Raw genomic sequence first — 20,258 nt, 5'->3', positions numbered from 1 at the left:
CTACGACCTCCCATTGCTTCTTTTCTTAAATGGTACGACGATTCCCTTTTCACCGGAATCATCTTTTATCCGTGGGCCAAGTATTATCGAGCCATTCTCATCTTCTATCCACTCGATTACAATTTCTTTTGTCCCACGAATATTGCGAATCGCAGGCAATATCTTCTTCCATTCTTCAGGAGTCAAATCGAGAATGCTTTTCACTTCGTTCTTGATACTGTTCATAATACCTCCTGTGCACCGAAACTCGCAACCGCCGAAGCAGTTGAATAGCTTCGGCGGTTGCCTATTTTAGTCCCGACAACAGGGGTTATTATTGAATATCGTTAAAAATCAGATCTATTGTTTCTGTATCCTGACCGCTAACAACTTTTGTGATTTTGTCGCTAAATTGCTCTACGGTTTCCGTATTCCAAGCATCTAATAAAACCGTAATCACAGAAAACTGTTTCTTTTCTTTCAGTTCATTAAACGACTGAAGAAAGTCAGAGGATACATAACTTTCTCCATCTGTAATAAAAACAATATCCGCTTTGTTGTAAGACGACTTTTCTATGATATGTACCGCTTCTTGCAGTGGTCTCTCAAAATTAGTCCCACCACGCAGAAAAAGCGTTATCATATCTAACAATTCTTCAGGTTTAGCTTTTTTAGGTTTTGGAAAGAGATAGCTCTTTATCTTGTGCTCATTAGCAAAGTGAACGGCTGCAAAAGCCCTTCCTTGTCGCCTTGCAATATCGAACAAGGCAAGGGTAATTGCTTTTGACCATTCCTCTCTAGTTGCACCGTTTCCTGTTTCCTGCTTCATCGAACTTGAGGAATCAAGGCAGACAACGATAGGACCACGGCCTTCTTTCTCTTTTCCTTCTAGCTTTCTTTGCATGAGATTTCCTTCTGAATACCGACGAAGAAAATCCATTTTCGTGGCGGGATTGCAAAAAAGTGCTAGTTCTGATGGAAGGACGTTGCTCAAATTGTTGCCAAGTTCAACATCCACAACCTCTGTTGGAGGCTGGTGCGTCTTATTTTTTCGCTTGTGCGAAGCGATTGACTTCATTCTTCCTGCTATCTGGGCAATCTTGCTTAGCTTCTTGTTTTTGCGTAGCGCCGAAGCAAACTTAATTCTTTTGGCAGGGTCCATATATTGAGCTTGCCCTGCCCCTAGTCCAAACTGTTGCATAGCTTGAGCCGTATCACTTTGCTCCTGCGCTTCTTGTTGAAGTTCTTGTCGCATCTGCCCTGCTATGGCTTGAACTCCTTGATTTACTGCCTCTGATACTTCATGCCCTAACTGATTGAGCTTTAACTGCGCTTCTTCTTTCTTCTTTTCCTCTTGTTTAGCCTTTCTTTTTATGGCAGTAGCTTTTTTTGTTGCTTCTTCAGCCCCTGATTCGTCGCCAGCATCTTTCTTTTGCTCTGCTGCTTGTTCTAGCATGTAAGCCGCATTCAAGAAGTCTTCCATTCGTTCTTGAGCTTGTTGTGCTTTTTCTTCTGTTTGCTGTACCTGATTCATTTGCTCTTTTAAGTCTTGTGGAAGTAGTTCGCAAACCTTTTCCGAAAGAGAAAGACCGCCCAATGCTGCCGCTGCTACATCTTGTTTTGTCCAAGCATGGACTTCTTCCCACTCAGACATAGCAAGTACTTTTTCCATAATGGACTTATTCAGACGTTGTGATAGTGGTATATCTTCATCTTCTCTAAACTGCGATGTATCTTGATATAAAGAAGCCCATAAGTCTTGAAGCATCGGTGAAAAGGAATTGTAGTCCGCATCAAGCCTTTTCTCTACGTCCTGAATCTTTTGGGAAGCTTCCCTTATTTCTTTCCACTGTCGTCGCTCATAGCGAGTGGTTTCAATTGTTCCGTCTATCTCTGCAAGATAACTCTTTTTATTGAGCATTATAGTAAAGCCCCCTTTTATGGTAAGAAGCAAGTGGACAGATTTTGCCCACTTGCTCTTTTTCTTTTACAGATCAATGCCAAGGCACTTTTTGTTGATCTGTTTAATCATTTCTTGAATTACGGCTGAAGCATCAACGATTTTCTCCAGTTTTCCTGGATGTGTTGTTTGTCCTCTCAGATCGTCTACTTCTTTTTTAAGGCTCTTTAGAGCTTTAATTGCTTTACTACCCTCTACAGGGTCGTCTTCTTTGGCTAACGCATTTTGGGCGATTTCCTTTGCTTCTGCCAAACGCTCGTCAAGCTTGCCTGTAATCGGATCGCCGTACTGTCTCAGAACTTCTTCTACAGCTAGCTTTTGTTCTATCACATCCCATAAGACGTGAGATAGAATTGGCAAATCATCTTCATCAACAGAACTTCTACCTTCTAAAACGGCATTGGCTTTTAGAATAGAAAGAGCATTGACAAAGCGACGATCACTAGGCACAATCTCTTTTTCACGCAATGACTTGCGAATTTTAAGTAAGGTATCAAGTATATGTTGTGGGACCTCTACTTGATCCGCTGCCTGTTGCAAAAGCATAAGCTCTTCTAAGGAAAGTGGTATTGGTTTATTTAGACCTTTTCCTGATTGCGCTAACATTGCTGTAAAAGAATCATCTTCGGAGATGTACGAAAGTTCGTATCGAAGATGAAATCTATCGAATAGAGCTGCAAGATTTTCGCCGTCTTCCGCGTACTCATTACTGGCTCCAAACACACTTACCAGTGGTGTTTTTGTTGGAGAGCCATTGTTGTAAAACAGTCTTTCGCTCATCAACGTAAGCAAAGCATTTAATATGGCGCTACTGCCTTTGAAGCATTCGTCTAAGAAAGCAAAGTGCGCTTCAGGTAGCTTCCCAGTCGTTACACGCTTGTATGTGTCCTGCTCTAATGCCCGTAAAGAAACGGGACCAAATACTTCTTCAGGTGTCGTAAACTTTGTTAAAAGCCACTGAAAGTAGCTTCCACCTGAAATATTCTGAGCAAGAGATGATATTAAATCACTTTTTGCAGTACCCGGCGGTCCCACCATAAGCATGTTTTTTCTTGCAACCATGGCAATGAAAGCACCATGAATCACTTCTTGTCGCTCGACGAAACGATTGCTTATGCAAGCTTGAATATGGCCTATCTTTTTTAGGGCTACTTCTGTGCTAACAGTACCTGACTGCGGTGCAACAAGTGGACGCTGCTTTACAGAAGTTTGTATCTCTGATGGTTTACTTTCAAAAAGCTCATCGAGATTGCCGTTAAAATCAAGAAAGTTATTTTGAAACATAGAGAGCCTCGCATCAAACAAAATGCGAGGCTTCACCTCCCCTTTTGTTTGATGACTTAAGCTGCACCCTCTATGGCCGCTTTTTCAGCTAACTGCTGTGTCTGAACTTTTAAGCTAGACAAGTATGTTTGCAAACCTTCCATTTCACCGGAAAGAAGGATTTCGTACTCCTTAAAGCTCTTTATGTTCTCTTTGGCAGACTTTAAGAGCTTATTAAGCTCACCTTTTGAAATATCAGGATTTTTCAATCCTTTCGCCATTTCCCGTAATGCTTGCTCTAAACGTTCTCGCAACCCATCTCGGATCATGTCACGAGAATCTTCCATATCAACGACAGGAATGATTTGTGCTTTCGATTCATCCAATGCGCTGATTAATTTTTTCAATCCCTGTGTCGTTTGTTCATGCGCTTCAGGTACAAAGTATAGTCCTGGCCTGATTTGAACAGCATTAACACTTTTTAGGACTTGATTTACAAGTTCACGCAAATTACGGGCAGTAACGTAAGTTAGGTAATACTCAAAGCGTTTTCTTGCTTCTCCTATCACCTGAACGACAGCCGCTTCTGATGAAGTAGAATGAGCTACAAAATCCTCATCTTCTCTCGAAAACTTCAAGACGGCTTCCCCAGGTTTGTACCGTAACTCACCTTGCTTTTTATCAACTTTCTCCACCACAAGTGAACGGATGATTTGATCTTTGTCCGCTACTACATCACGAACAAGAATGTTAAGATGTTCATCGTTATCTTTTTTGTTTTGTTCAGCCGTTAAAGATTGTCCGATTCTTTCAAGCTCTGTGGTAGCACAACGAAAGGCATCGGCTGCACTCCTTTGACGCGGCATAAAGTCTTCTGAAACGCCAGATGTAATGAGCAATTTCCTCAGTTCTAACCGCTTTAAGGCTGCTTGTTCTGACACGGCAAAGGCGATTAAGTCACCAAGGCGATTCGTAGCTTCACCCTTCCCAACAGCAGCTAGGTTTTCTATTTTTGACATGATAACCTCCTAGCACTGAAAGCTCGACGATCACCGCAGTGATCTATCGTACACTTCAGTGATCGCCTTTCTTAGCCCCGACGACAAGGGTTGTTTTTAAGCAAAAAAGCCAGTCTTCTGATCGGTTTTGCCGAATAACAGATGACTGGCTTTTTCCCTATAAAGGGTATGTTTTAACGATTCTTCTTTTCGCTAAAAAGGCAGATCTTTATCATCACCTGGATAGCTGATTTCTTGACCATAAGCATAGCTTTGCTGACGTTGTTGCGCTGGTCGTCCTTGCTGATAGCTCTGTCCTTGTGGCGCTTGCTGATACGAAGGCTGACTTTGATGCCCTTGACCAGCTTCAGAACGCTCTAAGAAACGAACATTTTCAGCGACGACTCTAGGAGCAGAACGTTTTTGCCCAGACTGTTGATCTTGCCATGTGTCGATTTGTAGACGACCTTCAATGGCGACCAAGCGACCTTTTGCTAGGTACTGTTTACAAACTTGAGCCTGACTGCCAAAAGCGACAATGCTAATCCAGTCGGTTACTTTTTCAGTACCTGCTTGTTTTTGAGCTTGCCCTTGAGGGCGGTCGACGGCAACGCTAAAGCTACATACTTGCGTGCCACTTTGTGCCTGCTTAAGCTCAGGATCTTGCCCAAGCCGGCCAATGAGGATTACACGATTCAGCATTTGATAATACCCCTTTCTTTTCGTGAATCTTCAAAAATGAAGATTCGTTTTAAAACAAAAAAAGCCATTGTCGGTGTGTTTTTGGGCACACCAATCCAATGGCTTTTTGTTTCAAAAATTGGGCATGTGGAAATAGATCCACTACCTTTTTCTCATGCGTAAGCACATGAGCTAATCAATACGCGATGGCACCCTCACGTTGGGTACTCCAGAAATCTGCATAAATACATGCAAACCATTTCTACCTGGAGCATCTGCATCTGGAATCAACTTACTTAAAGCAGTCCCTTTGCAGTTCGCTCTTACTAAAGGTAAGAACTTAAAAAAATAAGATACAAGTTTATTGTAACATGCCTTCTAACTTATTCAAAGAAGCAATCTAAGCACAATCCCTTTTTATTACTAATCTGAGGTCAAATATAAACTTCTATTTAGCACTGTTACTTTATTAGAATAAGTTTTCCGGAAACACTTGTTTCTGAATGTATTGTTGAAGCAAGAAAAATAGTTCGAAAGCGAGGTGTTCAGCATGACCATGCATTTAACTCGAAGAGAACAAGACTTGCACGTGATGCTTAAAGAGTACATACAGGTAAAAGGTTATTCACCACGTATTAGAGAGATTGGAGAGAAAATGGGCTGGCCAAGTAGTTCCACGGTTCATTATTATCTGGAGCGTCTTGAGAAGAAGGGTTATATAAGCAAGATCACCTTCCAGCTCATCCCCGACAAATAGGAATTAAAATGTAGAACAAAATAGCTAGGACTTCCTTGTGAAGTTCTAGCTATTTTGTTTATGTTAAGTCTATCATTGTAAAAATACAAAGTGTTTTTTGTTTCTAATCTTAATTCTGCTGCAAAAAGTCCATTTTCGCCTTTTAACCCACTAATGATAGGATTTTGAACGAGTTGCTAACACTATATATCGTTCTCAACTGGTTGCAAAGAGGTTTTTTGCAGTGAAATCAATCTTAAACTATCATACTCTAAATATTATGGACTAGATTAAAACAAGTTGATAAAGTGATTGATTTTTTAATCACCATTTGCAGAATTCCAACTATTTTTCCTAGAGGTTCTTTGTTGTTATCGTGGTTTAGCTTAGGCATAATGGTCAACTATCACTTTTAATGTAACTTTTAAACTACAAACTCTCTAGAAAGGTTCTAAATGATAATTTGTCTTAATTTTAAGTAATGTCTCTTTTTTCGATACAAAAAAAAGTTCATTTTCGATTAATGTTAAGCGATTAAAGCCACCCTGATGATAATGAAGTGTTTTATGATGAAACGGACAAACAACCACTGCGTTTTTATATGTGTCTAAATTTTTAATTTCGTCTAATAATTCTTCATTTTCAATTGCATTTTTTATGGATGATATTGCAGTAATATGATGTACTTCAACATAATATGTACCATCAAGTTTCTCTATTAAAGGAATTCCTAATTCCGAATCACATAATTGACATCTATAATCGTAAAGTTCTTTTAACTTTCTTACTAGCTCTTTATTTCTTTGAATATGTTCTATGTTATTAAAGACTCTGTTCATGTTACCTTGGATATGCTGTAGTTCAAATAAGATTCTTTCAATTTTATTTGGTTCTTCAAATGTTTTCTTTATCTCACGACGACTATTATAATCATCGAAAGTTGTTATTTCATTTTTATCATATACTCTTACATAGCCAAGTTCTAACAAAAAGTCATCTAAAGATATATTCCGCCTTTTCGCGAAAGGATATAATTTTCTGTATAAATTTGAATCTGTTTTTATAAAAACATGATTTTGATCGTTAATTACGTTTTTCTTAATTTCAAATTTATATTCTTCGATTTTGTTTTTATAGCTACTTTCCAACCGACTATCAACTTTTATGTAACCGTAAAATTCGAAAAATTCATCTATTGTCATACCAGCTCTTGATGCCCTGTTAACGAAGTTAAAATAATCATCCTCTGTATGTGGAAAAAATACTATATTATCTTTTAGCACATACTTTCTGTCAATAACATCAATTATTTCTTCATCTGTTATCATTCTCCCATCTGCAATCCCTTCAAAGCCGTGTAATTGGCAATAATCATCTGCAGAGATACCAAGCTTTTCACATCGTTGGGATATTTTTGTTCTGATTCTCTGATTTTCGGCCTTAGCTAATTTTTTTCCTAAAAAAAAAATTGATTGAAGATTATTTTTTATATCATAATCTAATGGAGAAAATATATGATAATTATTATTTAGTAATAAATCGTTTGTATTTTCCGGTATTTCAAAAACTACCTTAATTGAGTCACCTAAAATTATAATTAGGCAAGCTTTTTTTCCGTTGTTTCTTATTGCAATTAACAGACTATCTTCCTTAAACGTATAAATGCGTTCTTCAACCATCTGGTTTATAATATAAATTTCACTGGATTCTAGTTCATTGCATACCCAACTTAAACCTTGCACATTACGTTTAATTTTGCTGTTAATGGCTTGCCTAGTTACACCAAGCCATTCCGATAAATCTGTTTGCGAAACATCATATTCATCTAGTAACTTAACTGCAGTTATAGAGTCAAAGTTCGACGTAACCCCTCTTTTTTTGGTTATATATTCAAATCCCATGTCACTGAGGGTTTGGGTAATCGTAAGTTCTTTTTCTTTGGCTAACCTATTAATATACTGATATAAATATGGATGTTCTTTAATTAAGTTAGTAATCTTCATATCTGGATATATTTTTTTAAGTCTATTGAATAAATATAATTCCATTTTTTAACACCCCTTTTGTTTTTATTTTACTTTTTTCTTGTAGATCTGTGTGTATTAAGTCTGGAACGTTTCATTTTATCAACCATCTATCAACAAGTATTGTCAATATATATAAATCTATTTTCTATGTTCTAACCCATTTTCCTCCACATAAAAACAAAAAAATAACTATTGCAATTTTCGAATTGAATATTCTCCCAATTTTTCATGTTCATATTCCCATAATATTAAACGAAAACTAATTATGATAACACAGCCATATGTTTCGTGCAATTCTAGGAAGTCAACTATATAATAAAAAAGTAGAGTCCAACCCCCTTAACTTAACTGGGTTGGACTCTACTTTTTTGACTAAATTAACACTACACAAGTCTTATCAATGCTGTATTCGCCCTTCAAAAGGAAGAGTCACTCTTCTGCCGTTTAAATATAACCAAGCTCTTTCAGACTGGAATACTTATTGTCTCCAATGACAATGTGATCAAGCACTTCGATTCCAAGTAGTTTTCCACTATCAACAAGGCGCCTCGTCATTTCTCTATCTTCTTTAGACGGTGAAGGATCGCCGCTAGGATGATTATGAACTACAACGACTGCCGCAGCACTTTTCCGTATAAGCACCTTAAACAGCTCTCTTGGATGAACGATTGTAGCATTTAAGGAACCCACCGAAATGTCTGTTATATCTAAAACATGATTTTTCGTATTCAAGGCAATGGCTCTGAAAACTTCTTTGTCGAGAAACTTCATTTCATTCATCACAAGTTTGGCTACATCTTCTGGACTCTGAATGAGCGTTCGTTTTTGACTTGTCGCAGAGTTTACTCTACATGCAAGCTCAATGGTAGCTTCAAGTCTAGCCAGTTCAAGAGGCGTTAGCTTTGGCAGTGGTAAATATGTTTCTGCCTGTCTTGCGTCATATCTACCACGATCTTCTAAGAACACAGCTTGCGTCAAGCTTCTTAAACCGTCAGCATTGTTTAATAGTTGATCAGCTCTGCTAACTCTGTCACCGTTTCTTTTATCTAGAAGCACTGCGATTAACTCCCGATTCGAAAGGTTTTTAATGCCTTCTTGGTTAAGCTTTTTTACTGGATCTGAATAAGAAGGCAAAACTTGCAGTTCTTCTTGTAGAGTTGTCAGTTGCTTATCTTTCATATAGGTTCCCCTACCATAAAAAAGCAGGGGAGGGGGCTTTGTATGCCCCCTCCTACTTTAACAATGGAGGGGACACCCCCTTTCACTTTAAAATTTTAGTGCAACCTTAGCCAGCTTGGGCTACATTTTCAATCTGCTGTATCATGTAGGCTATCTCTTGGGCTTTTTCATTTTGAAGACCCTGCCAAGCGACGGCCGACATGAGAGCATCCCAGAAAGTTTCATCATATTTGCCTGATTCAGAGCACCTATAGGCTACTCTGACATTCTCAAGTGCTTCTTGTGGTGCCTCGACACCCTTTAAGAAAACACCGAAGTCTTTCACAAGCGAAGAAACTGTAGGCTGTTCTGGTACAGCTTTTTCATCCTCAGCTAGAATCTCTACTGTCTCTTTCACCGTATTCACGGTAGATTCTAGCCCAACTGTTTCGACTTTCTTTATAGACCATGTTGGTGGGGAAGGCTTTTCGGTATAGCATCCTTCAAGGTCAATTTTTCTTTCTAACTTTTTAGCCGCTGTAGAGGACAAGGTAATATACTCTAGAGGATTTAGCCCTCGCTCTTGGCAACGCTCAATAACTTTTTTAACATCGAATTGCCGTTGCGAAGCTTTTTCAAACTTACCCATTGCCTGATCTCCAATAACCAAAGGACCATGCTTCTCTGTCCAGATTTTCAACACATTTTCGATCTGTTTAACCTTGCCTTGCAAGGCTAAAAGACGAGAAGCATATTTTTCGGCCATCTCTGAAGTTAATAATTCAGGACTTGTCGGTAATTCTGCCAAATCTTCTATGCTGTCCTCTACAGGGGGATTATAATCTCCACTTGTAGCTGGACATTGTTGAGCATACCCACAGTAAGCACAAACATGACCAGGATTGCAGGTAAAACCTTCTTCACCTTTTCGTAAGGCTTTATCGATTTGTTTCACCTGTTGGTTTATCCAAAGTTCTATCTCAATGAGATGTTTTTCGCTATAGTGGTATTCGTCTTTCTCGTTTAAACGCACCCACTCATAGCGAGTCAAAACATCATGAATGCCTCCAAAGCTTTTGACTACTAAGAAAGCGTAGATAGCCAATTGCTTCGTTACTGCACGATTGCGACCTGTTTTTAGGTCTACGATTTTTGCTGGCATTCCAGGAAAAAGTGGCATAAACAGCGCATCCATCTGCCCCGATACTGTATGCCTACCAACAGGAATCTGTAGACGTATTTCAGGAATGACTTGGTAGTCAAAACCACCTTCGCCATACACGCTGATAAACTTTTTAGCTAAACCTGCTATCTCAATCACGTTTTCTATGTTCAAAGTATCAGGAAATTTTTTTATTTCATCTTCAGCAGCTTTTTTAAAACCTGGGAAGTTTTTCCCTTCTTTGTACCAACGCTCAGCCACAGTATGGATTGCTGTTCCAATATCAGCGGCTGCGCTTGGTACTTTCAACCCAAGGATGTTCTCCGCAAAGAAACGTCGTGGGCAGTCTTCGAAAGTAAGCAAGCTAGTTACCCGAACATTCATATTATTCGAACGACTTCCTCAAAAAGTCGTCCTTTTACACCTCCTACAAGGTATTTCAAATCCTCCCAAGTGTGGGAGGATTTTGTTTTACTCTATTGGCTTAAGAGAGATGGCACTTGAACCATACGCATTCAGTACATCATCAATCCCTTTGCCGTTTTCCTTACGCCAGATTGCAGTATGGACAGATAAGCCTTTTTGATATAAAGCATTAGCAAGATTTTTGCAGTGTTTTGCTACAACTTGCGCTGTCTTTCCACTGTCTTGATCATAGGCAATCACAACATGCTTTGCTTTTATGTGCTCTGCTAAGTCAGGAATCAGACGCCAATTGCCGACACCGGGAACAGACACAAAGTTTTGCTTTAATGCCAAACTGGATCGATCTGCTTTTATTTCACCTTCTGTAATCCAGAGTGTATCTGAATGAAGAAATCTAACAGTGTGAAGTAAAGCACCCGGTGAAGAACCACCTGAAAGAGCACTTCCATTTTTATCACGCAAGGATGTATACCAAGCATAAACTCGCTCACCATTAACTGCGGAAATCCGTAAGCGTAAGCCATAAATCTTTCCGTTCACATTGCGAACCGGAATTAACAAGGCATTGTGGGTTTTGCAAGCCCATTGACCATTTTTTGTCTGATAGAAACCAGGTATTCCGGTGAAAGACGAAATGCCCGTTACCTTGGCAATCTGCTTCGTCAATGCAATTCCATCTTGATAACACATTTGTGAGTAACCAAAAGAAGCTATCTCTTCTTCTGTAAAACCTCGACGTAGCAGGTTTTCTTTTTGTTGATCTCCTAAGCTAAACAGTGAGAGTAAAGCTTTGTAGACTTTATCTCTCATCGCTACTGTAGCAAGTTTTGGAGCTTGACGAACCTCCGGCGTTTTTACAACCGAAAGTATGGTTCTTTCAGACTTCATGCCTAAGATTTCTTTTGCTTTTTCTACGGCTTGAGGAAAGTTTAATTGCAGAGCCATCATCAGTAACGTGAACACGTCACCACTGGCTCCACACTTTTCACATTGCCACAGATCGGCACCATCACGGGCAGCTGGGGCGTGTTCCATGAAGTGACATGATTGCATTTTTCCATCGGACCCGTGTACTGGGCACTTCATAAACCACTGACTACCTACTTTTTTCACTGGGATTCCCAAGTGAGCACAAACTGATAAAATACGAAGACCAGCACGTATGCTGGCCTTCTCATCCATAGAGTTACGATAGGTTTTTACTAACACCTATAGCACCTCCTAGTATTCTTCTGGTAGTAACACCGTTGTAGCAGAACGATCCGCTTCGGTGATAATCCAGAATTTTTTTCCTTTGCTGTCTCGATAGGAAGAAACTAACCTTCCTGCATGCAACAAGGATTCATTGTTTAGCTCCCAATCTTCAGAGCAAATGTCACCCCAGTCACCGCTATGATGACGCAAGAGGGCGAATTGTATATCTTGAACCTCGATAGTGTCCATGACACCAGGGGTAGCGTAAACCTGCCCCAGAGGAAACAAGACAAGCGGGAATGAAGAAACCATGTTTCTCTTCCTCCTATTGGTTCACCAATTGCTCTTTGGATAAAAAAATGCTATATTAAAAGATAGCTATTTCTCTTTGCGCAAAAGGAATTGGTGACTTTTTATAAATCGCTTTTTGACTAGGTTTTTCCTAGTCTTTTTTCTTTTTAAGCAGTAACAACGACAAGAGAACCATTGTTTTCTTGGCGAGCTTGAAACTCGACTTCTTGTCCTTGTTTCCAAGCAGCTACAATGGGCGCTGTTCCATCGATCCCATAGACGTTTATGTTTTGACCATTCATAGTCACGATAGAACGAGCTACTTTGCGTCCATTGTTTTCAACGGGTCCTTGCCCATTTTGAGTAACTGTACCTACAAAAGTGGGTTGGCTTTGTTGTGCTTTCATTTGAGAGATAGGCCGCGGCTCCTGCGTTGTTTGTTGTTGCGATTGACCACCTTCAACAACGTCCAACCGTGGCTTTTCTTTCTTTTCTGCTTCTTCAATGGCCACATGCACTTCTTCCGCACTGGCAATTCCACTACCAAGTAGAACATAGCCTAAGAAGCCCAATGCACGACCGATAACGCTTGTTTCAGCATTTTCAAAAGGATTTGTTGAATCCACACCGCCACCACCGACACCAAGCTTTGCTGTGGCCGTAACGCTTCCGTGAATTTCTGAGTCAATTGTTACTCTTGCAAGTTTTGATTGGCTATCAAACTGAACTGGTTGAATCGTAAGTTTGCAGCCTTTTTCCTTATGTTCGTGTCTCGCCCAAGCTACACGCGCCTCTACGGTTAAGTAGGGCTTGCTAACGCTTAGATAAGTGCCTTTGTCACTTGACCATAAGCCTAAACTTTGCGCGACTTGATCAATGACAACTTGCTGATTGTACATTTTTTGATTACGCTCGATGGCAACGATACCGCCGTGTAACCACTCTGGAATTGCCGCCTTTGCCGAAGCAAACTCTTCGCTTTCTTTGACCTTAATTGCCCTGGCTTTCTCGATAAGCCAACCTTGTGTCTGCTGCCCTTGGCCTTTTTGCTGGTTTGCTTGCACTTCCATCATCCTTTCTTTTTTGACTAAAAACAAAAACCGCTTGTTATGATTGATAGTAGAAATCAATTCGCACAAAGCGGTTTTGTTTCAATCTATGGTTTTCGTCGCTCCCCGAAAAATTAGAGAGCATTTTAAACAAAAAAAGCCGTTGTGAAGTGCTTTTTGGGCACACTTCGACAACGGCTTTTTGTTTACTAAATCTGGTATGTGGTAAAACCACTACCTTTTTATGCAAGGTTATAAACCTTACATAGACATCAATACGCGATGGCACCCTCACGTTAGGTATCCCGGAAGTTTGTAGAGTACAAACCATTTCAGTCCGGGACATCTGCATCTGGAATCACTCTAAAGTAAACGTCCCTTTGCAGTTCGCTTGAACTTTGGTTCAAACTTAATTAAAAACACACTATCATTGTAGCATGGTTATTATTTGAACTCAAGGATTTTATAAAAAACGTAATGCTCGGAACCTTAGTAGAATAAATATCTTCAAACAAATATTTTATAGGTTAAAAGACATATATCTTATTTTTTCATTATTAAAAAGTACTTCTGTACGATTAATATATTTTAAGACTTCCTCTTCTATTTTACTTGCTTCTTCAGATGATAAAAAAGATATTTCTGAATCTTTTGTTAGTCCTAATGAGTTTAACGATGACCCCAGTCTCAATCCACTGCCCTTTGTTAACAGCCATCTATCATGTACAGGAGAATCTCCGCTAGATTTGACAGATACCACAACTATTTCAGTATCAGGAGGATCTTGGTCTGATACTTTTGTGCGCCAGTAATTTTGATAGTAATCAGCAGGATCTCCAATAACATTTTCGTTATTCTGATGTTTCTTACTTGTAAGTATTTTTACTCTACAATTAGGATTGTATGAAGAGATTAGAAGTAATATTTCTAATTCTGAAGGACCAAAATATGAGTCACAAATGTAGATATATTCTATAGGGTTTGACTTTATCCACTCTTCAATCGCTTCCATAGCCTTGTTTCTTTCCCCACAATTAATATAAACGATATTACTTGGTCTGTGAGATTTTTGACTTGTAAGTTGTTGAATTGTACGCCCCGCTAGCTTTAGAGTTAATTCTGCACCAAAAAGCATTGCTACTAAAACTGGTCTTATAAATATATTAGCTTGATCTGTATTAGCATTTCTAACAATTAAATTTTTAAGAATCCATAAAAAAATTGGATAGGATTCCGCTAATGATAAAGATGATGCAATGCGTACAAATTCCCTCGTTTGTTCAATATGAAGTGGTGTAATCCTTCCTGCATTTAAAGAACTTAGAAGATTCCAAGCAATATGAGGTAAGTGACTTATCTTTTTTTTATCAAATTGTTCAGTATTTGAACGTTTAGAGGTAATTTGTTTCTTGTAGTTCAATACCTCCATATGCTCCAACAATTCTCTTTTTATTTTAATCCTGGCCGGATCATCATCAATTTGAGATGCTAAAAATGAAGCAAATTCCGGATCAAGTTTATATGTAATGTCAATCAATTTATGCTGATATTTTTTGAATGGATAGTTTTTGTTATTATTGTAGCTTAATGTAATCTTCATTGCTTCTTCAAAAATTTTCTTGCTAAAGGTTTTGTTAACATTCCAAGCTTCGTATGCTATCGTTTCATATCTGTCCAATTTATCCCATGTAGTTGGAATTGTATCAGCTAAATCTTTGGCTTTTTTTATTAAGTCTTCACGTTTTTTTTGTTCTTTTATCGGCATTTCAGAAGCTAAAGAGGAAAATAAAAAAGACTTATCAGAAACATTTGTTATTTTTTCAGTTTCATCAATTAATAAACGCCAATTTTCCGAATTAGTTTTTTTAATTTTTGTCATATAAACTTGTGCTAAGATTACATAACCATAATGCATTATATTGTTTTTATCGGGTAGTTTCTCTGTTATTATATTTTCAATTTTACATATAATTTCATTGAGTTGATTTTTTGTAATTTGATTTTTTTTTGTTAAATTTTTAACTATATCAGTTATTATACTAATAAAACGAACAATCAGATAATCTGTTTGTATTTTTTGAAGTATAAAACAAATATCAGTGATATCTTCATATGTTAAATATGCACTTGTGTAATTTGTAAAATCAAAAGGTTCAAATAATGGTAGTTTAGAAATTAAAAACTGAATTATTTTTTCATACGCACTATCTTTTTTATCCCTTGGTAAATCTTCAATTATTTCTATTGTTGTTTGACTATGGGTTTTATATAATGCAGGAGCAGTATCTACTATCAACGAATGATAAGCAATCAAATCTTTAAACTTTATATCATATAATAAAGGTCTTACATTCATAGACATAATTTTTTCGCATTCAATTCGTTTATTATTTAAGTACAATCTTAAAGCCAGATCTGACCATAAACTGGCTTGTTCACTATTAGATGGAACGAGCTTTATTAATTTTTTTATATACTCTAAATCTTCTACCGTATCATTGCTCTTTATTTGTAACCCACTATAAGCCATAATAGCTAATCTAATAAAAATAATATAAGCGTTCCCACTAACAGCTGTACTTAATTCTATATTTTCTCTAATTTCTTGAGTAGATTCAATATACTTTTTAGCATTTTCATAAGTATATTCTGTTAAAATTCCAGCTATGTTAAATCCAACATTCACCTTATCCCACTCTACATCCATTTTAGTCCAATTCTTTTCTAGATTAGACAATATGTCGTTTTTAATCCCTTGATTTTGTTGATCTAGTTTACTAATAACTCCATAAAAAAAACAATACGCTTTGCATTTTAATTCTATATCATACATGTTGTTAATTTCTTCGTATAGCTGATATAAATAAGTTAATTGTTGCAAATTAAAATCTCTTTTTTCTTTATATACTTTTTCCATTATATTATCCAGTACTACATCTTTTGTTTCAAAGCATGTTATTGCTTTAACAATATTAACAACTTGGAGAAAGTTCACATTCTTTATAGGTTGAGCTAATAATGAGTTTATTAACTCATTAAACATGGCATTTCTTCTAATCTCCGTATTTAGTCTCTTACAAATATCAATTGCCATGTCAGGAATTTTTTTTGCTAAAGCTCGTACAACACCTCTTGTTTCATAAAATTGTTCTCCAACAAACATTAACAGTATGTTGATATTTTCATTAAAATCATTTTCGACAATATAGTATAAATCATCTTCTTTTCTATTAAAAAGACTTTTATCATCAATAATAAAAAGACTTACAAGTAATTGTGCTAAGCATTGGCATTTAATCGATAAATCTTCCAGGTCAATTATTAATAAATAAGTATCCTCTAATCTATCTTTTGAAGCGTTTTTATCAAAAGTGTGCTCAGCTTGGGCTAACAATAATTGTAACTCGACAAAATCTTCTGTTGGTCCCGCTATTAGTCCTTTTTGACTATCTAACATGCCAATAATTGTTTTTAATCTAGTTTTATCAGAAACAAAAGGTAATGGTTCTGATATTTCTCTATATATTCTTGCATTAGGTGCAAATAATGTTGTTGTAATAGACAATTTTAATGAATATTCTATGACTTCTATTGCATCACTTCTATATTTATTATTAATCGCCCACTGTCTAAGTAAATATAAGCGATCGCTTACGTTGTCAAACTTTTCCACGTTACTAATTACTTCAGATGCAGAATAATTATTAATTATTAATGTTACTTCAGAAATAAAGCGATGTACCTTAGGGTTTTTAATATGTAACTCTGTATTTTTTGTTAATTCTGATTGCTGTATAGCAGCTAATGTTAAAGTGCTAAAAGCTTTCTTGTTGTTATAATTTTGCCCTTTTTGTGTAACTGTTTCGACTAACTCTATTGCTAAATCTGGACAAGAATAAACTAAGTCAGAAGCAATATCAATAGCTTTATCCCCCAATAGAGAGAAATCAATTTGCTTGTAAATATTACGAATTTGTTCAATAAGAGCCGGCTCTGGAGAGAGGCCATCTTCTTTTTTTCCTTTTGCAATTAAAGCTAAAAGATGAATCCTTTCTTCTAATAAAACTGGTCTTTGAGCTAAAGATAACGCTCCTTCATAATCGTTGAGAGCCATTTTTGCATTAACTTCTGATTTCCAAACCTTAGCTTCACTTAATTCATTCAGTGTAACATTATAAACACTAAATTTAATAAGTGAATCATCTTTTTCTAATGATGCTGCCGCCTCTATTCCCAAGTTACTTATTTGTTTAATTAAACTTATAGACTGTGTTTTTGAAACAATAGCATTTAGTATTTCACTTGATAAATAGTTAAGTAAATCATTATGTCTTTCAGAGCTAGCAAAATAGTTCGGTAGTAACAAAAGTGAATCTAGTTCTGCAGGTTCTTTTAAAAGATAATCAATTATAATGCTATTGGTATAATCTTTTAAATGAGCTAATTGTTGAGCGGCAAATAATCTATATGATTCGGAAACAAATGAAACTTCCTCATTTTGTTTGTCAATTTCTACAAAGCTCAATCCCTCAAGCTTCTGAAGTACTAAATCCGTTTTTGTGTTTAGTATTTTTGCTAAATCTTTAATGTAATGCTTTCTCTTATCATGAACAATAATAGATAATATTTTATTCTGTAATTCATCAGTTCGCTCTACCGTTTTCCATTCTACTTGAAATAATTTTTCTGGTACTTCAACCAACAAATTTTTAGGACTTTCCCCTGCTATTATTATTCTTCTAATACTTGCTAATCTACCAGGAACCCTTTTGTATATTTTTGTAATATCTTTGATTAATTTTTCTTGCATTAAATCTCTTAAGAAGCTTATTGCTTCACCAAGTGTAAATTCGACAAGAGGCAAGTCTTTATAGTTTATTCGTTTTTCTTCAAGAAAAAAAGAATCTACGTTATAACTTTTAGCTGAAAAAACAAAGTAAATATCAGGCATACCTAAAGGTAGTATATTAATAATTTGCTCTTTTACTTGTATATCTTCTTGAGGTATTTCATCAAGTCCATCAATTATAAAGTGTAGTTTTTTCTTTCTATTACGTATTAATCCTTGTAGTTTAAATAATTTTTGCCTTATTAGACTATCAGAAATATTATCTGGTATTTCTGATATATCATTTTCCAAAATGGCTTCAATTTGTCGATAAAGATCTAGTTTTAAAAATTCTGGATCATAAGTAAAGCGACTAGATGGCTTTATAAACAATGAAATTGAACTTTTATTTTTTTCATTGGCATATTGAGCTAATAACGTTGTTTTACCGTAATCTTCATCTCCTTGAACAATCACAGCCTCAAAACCACTGTCAAAAAATTTATCGATCATATTAAAGTAAGTCTCCCTAGGTATTTGAGGCTCTTGTAATACGGGAAAACTTTGACAAACTTTAGTGTGGACAATATTATCATCTGTACACATATTTGAGACCTCTCTTTCTTAAAAGTACCGTAGCCTTTTACTCCGTTATTCGACATATCATTCTTTTTTCCTTGTTTATTTGTCGTGAAATTGGAAATGTATGATTGGTATAGCGAACTTTAGCATATATGGTTTTTTATAACTTGTTACCAATAACTTTTCAAACTTGGTTATAAACTTATATGTTTTTTAAGAATTCTAATAATTTATATTCAAGAAAAAATTGAATATTAAGTTCCAATGGCTTTAGTGTCTCTTTCGCTTGTGAAAGCATATCTACATCTGGAACAATAAATAGAATCTTCTTATCCCCGACCCACCGCAACTCAAAAGCTATATTATATATCTCCATAGGATAATTCCGAGCCACAACAACATAATGCTCTTCGTTATCCATCGTAAACGATGCAGTAAACGGTTTAGCATTTCTCGTTATCCAACTACAGCTCTCTCTAACCTCTTCAGGCAATCTCACATAAATCATGTTGCCTGTCATGATCTTTAATACTTGCAGCTCAGGCACCGCAGGCGTACTGTTGGCACTATAAAAAGCAACTGGCAAAGGATCACCTGTCCTAAGCCAGTTTTTCTTTATCTGACTCTTTTTTGTCAACTTCTTCAAACGACTCTTAGCGTTATCTATGTTTCCTTGCCAAAATAACTGAGCAATCTGCCAAGCTGTTAGATAATGCGTAGTTTCTAGGGTTTTAATTAGCTTTTTATCTCTATCGGTAAGATCAAAAGGGGGAGGGTCAATATTGACTCTCCCCCAGCTTATAGATTCAACTCTCTGTATCATTTGCTACTCCTTTTTTGCCACAAGGCATTCTTCCCTTTTCCTAAACATTCAATTTCACCAGCATGACTCATCTTATTTAATACTCTTTGAATTGTTGGTCTGCTGATATCAGGGCAACGTTCTAAAAGGTCCGCGATTCTAAACTTACTTTCCATCGTACTGATTACTTCTCTAACGTGCTTTTCCTTCCAACCTCTCTCCTGTCGAACCGTACCGACACGCTCTTCAAAGCGTTGATATGCTTTTAGAATCGTATTGAGAAAATAAGTGAGCCAAGGAATAATGTCATGTTTTCCTTCGTGCCATCCTTGAGAAGACTTTTCCAAGGTCTCATAGTATGATTCTTTTGTTTCTTCGATTATTTTTTCAAGGCTTATATATTTACCAAGTTGATAGCCACTCTGATACATTAGCAAAAGCGTCAATAGACGTGCCATTCGGCCGTTTCCATCTGCAAAAGGATGAATGCTAAGAAAATCTAATACAAAAGCTCCAATAAGCAATAAGTCATCGACATTGCCCATATTTTTGGCTTCCTGAAATCTCAACAGTAACTCGCCAATTGCTTCCGGTGTCCTCCAAGCTGGAACTGGAACAAATCGTATTCTTTCTTGACCACTAGGCAAAGACTCTTTAATGACATTGTCACTTGCTTTCCACCGTCCACCACTTCCCGTTGCATAGGACATTAAGTCACGATGCATTTGTAGCATTAGACTCGGAGATAAAGCCATGTAAGATGCCGAAACATGAATGGTATTAAGTACATCACGATAGCCTGCCACTTCTGCTTCAGAACGGTTCATAGGGCTTGTTTTGTCTTTTGTTAACAAAGCAAGCCTTTTTTTTGCTACTTCAATGCCTTCTAAACGGTTTGAAGACTCCACGCTTTGTATTACGGCAACCTCTTTCAGTTGCCGTAATACTTCTGGAGCTTGCTTTTCAAAAAGTGCTTCTTTGCCTTTGAATTCACGTATTTCTCCAATCAAACAGATCATGACATTTGGCCAAGCCGCATTATCTAAATAGTTATCACGAAAAGACATCATATCAAAAACCACCTCATGATATATATCATAACCACACAAATGATATATATCA

At 36.9% G+C, this 20,258-nt stretch carries 15 protein-coding genes; 1 reads left to right on the top strand and 14 read right to left on the bottom strand.

Going from position 1 to position 20,258, the window contains the following annotated elements; translation table 11 throughout:
* From F9B85_RS10105 to F9B85_RS10085, 5 genes are all read right to left on the bottom strand, one after another.
* Positions 1-225, bottom strand: a complete 225-nt coding sequence (locus F9B85_RS10105) for a hypothetical protein (RefSeq protein WP_151620521.1) — start codon at positions 223-225, stop codon at positions 1-3.
* Positions 226-313: 88 nt separating this feature from the next.
* A complete protein-coding gene (locus F9B85_RS10100) occupies positions 314-1,900 on the bottom strand; it encodes a vWA domain-containing protein (RefSeq protein ID WP_151620519.1) in 1,587 nt (528 codons plus the stop codon).
* Between the two features lie 66 nt (positions 1,901-1,966).
* Positions 1,967-3,223: an AAA family ATPase gene (locus F9B85_RS10095; protein WP_151620517.1), complete on the bottom strand. Its 1,257-nt coding sequence runs from the start codon at positions 3,221-3,223 to the stop codon at positions 1,967-1,969.
* Between the two features lie 56 nt (positions 3,224-3,279).
* On the bottom strand, positions 3,280-4,221 hold the full coding sequence (locus F9B85_RS10090; protein WP_151620515.1) for a DUF6744 family protein: 942 nt from the start codon (positions 4,219-4,221) through the stop codon (positions 3,280-3,282).
* 192 nt (positions 4,222-4,413) lie between these two features.
* Positions 4,414-4,902 (bottom strand): single-stranded DNA-binding protein, encoded by a 489-nt coding sequence (locus F9B85_RS10085; protein WP_151620513.1) that lies wholly within the window; start codon positions 4,900-4,902, stop codon positions 4,414-4,416.
* Positions 4,903-5,431: 529 nt separating this feature from the next.
* Here F9B85_RS10085 and F9B85_RS10080 point away from each other — a divergent pair.
* Positions 5,432-5,638, top strand: coding sequence for a LexA family protein (locus F9B85_RS10080; protein ID WP_151620511.1), 207 nt, complete (start codon positions 5,432-5,434; stop codon positions 5,636-5,638).
* A gap of 419 nt (positions 5,639-6,057) precedes the next feature.
* Here F9B85_RS10080 and F9B85_RS10075 read toward each other — a convergent pair whose 3' ends face one another.
* The 9 genes from F9B85_RS10075 to F9B85_RS10035 form a co-directional block, all read right to left on the bottom strand.
* A complete protein-coding gene (locus F9B85_RS10075) occupies positions 6,058-7,665 on the bottom strand; it encodes an HNH endonuclease signature motif containing protein (RefSeq protein WP_151620509.1) in 1,608 nt (535 codons plus the stop codon).
* Between the two features lie 423 nt (positions 7,666-8,088).
* Positions 8,089-8,823 carry a RadC family protein gene (gene radC, locus F9B85_RS10070; RefSeq protein WP_151620507.1) on the bottom strand — a complete coding sequence of 245 codons (735 nt, stop codon included), beginning with the start codon at positions 8,821-8,823 and terminating at the stop codon, positions 8,089-8,091.
* Positions 8,824-8,929: 106 nt separating this feature from the next.
* A complete protein-coding gene (locus F9B85_RS10065; protein WP_151620505.1) occupies positions 8,930-10,348 on the bottom strand; it encodes a RecB family exonuclease in 1,419 nt (472 codons plus the stop codon).
* Positions 10,349-10,435: 87 nt separating this feature from the next.
* Positions 10,436-11,599 (bottom strand): DUF3854 domain-containing protein, encoded by a 1,164-nt coding sequence (locus tag F9B85_RS10060; RefSeq protein ID WP_151620503.1) that lies wholly within the window; start codon positions 11,597-11,599, stop codon positions 10,436-10,438.
* A gap of 12 nt (positions 11,600-11,611) precedes the next feature.
* Positions 11,612-11,896 (bottom strand): hypothetical protein, encoded by a 285-nt coding sequence (locus F9B85_RS10055; RefSeq protein WP_151620501.1) that lies wholly within the window; start codon positions 11,894-11,896, stop codon positions 11,612-11,614.
* Between the two features lie 146 nt (positions 11,897-12,042).
* On the bottom strand, positions 12,043-12,939 hold the full coding sequence (locus tag F9B85_RS10050; protein ID WP_151620499.1) for a hypothetical protein: 897 nt from the start codon (positions 12,937-12,939) through the stop codon (positions 12,043-12,045).
* Between the two features lie 505 nt (positions 12,940-13,444).
* Positions 13,445-18,265, bottom strand: a complete 4,821-nt coding sequence (locus F9B85_RS10045) for a hypothetical protein (RefSeq protein ID WP_151620497.1) — start codon at positions 18,263-18,265, stop codon at positions 13,445-13,447.
* A 271-nt stretch (positions 18,266-18,536) separates the two neighbouring features.
* Complete coding sequence (locus F9B85_RS10040) at positions 18,537-19,157, bottom strand: hypothetical protein (protein WP_151620494.1); 621 nt, start codon at positions 19,155-19,157, stop codon at positions 18,537-18,539.
* Positions 19,154-20,206, bottom strand: coding sequence for a Fic family protein (locus F9B85_RS10035; protein ID WP_151620492.1), 1,053 nt, complete (start codon positions 20,204-20,206; stop codon positions 19,154-19,156). The genes F9B85_RS10040 and F9B85_RS10035 overlap by 4 nt, the downstream gene beginning before the upstream one ends.
* Between the last annotated feature and the right edge of the window lie 52 nt (positions 20,207-20,258).

Source organism: Heliorestis acidaminivorans (genome assembly GCF_008933955.1).
Lineage (GTDB): Bacteria > Bacillota > Desulfitobacteriia > Heliobacteriales > Heliobacteriaceae > Heliorestis > Heliorestis acidaminivorans.
This window is presented reverse-complemented; position numbering and strand designations above follow the sequence as displayed.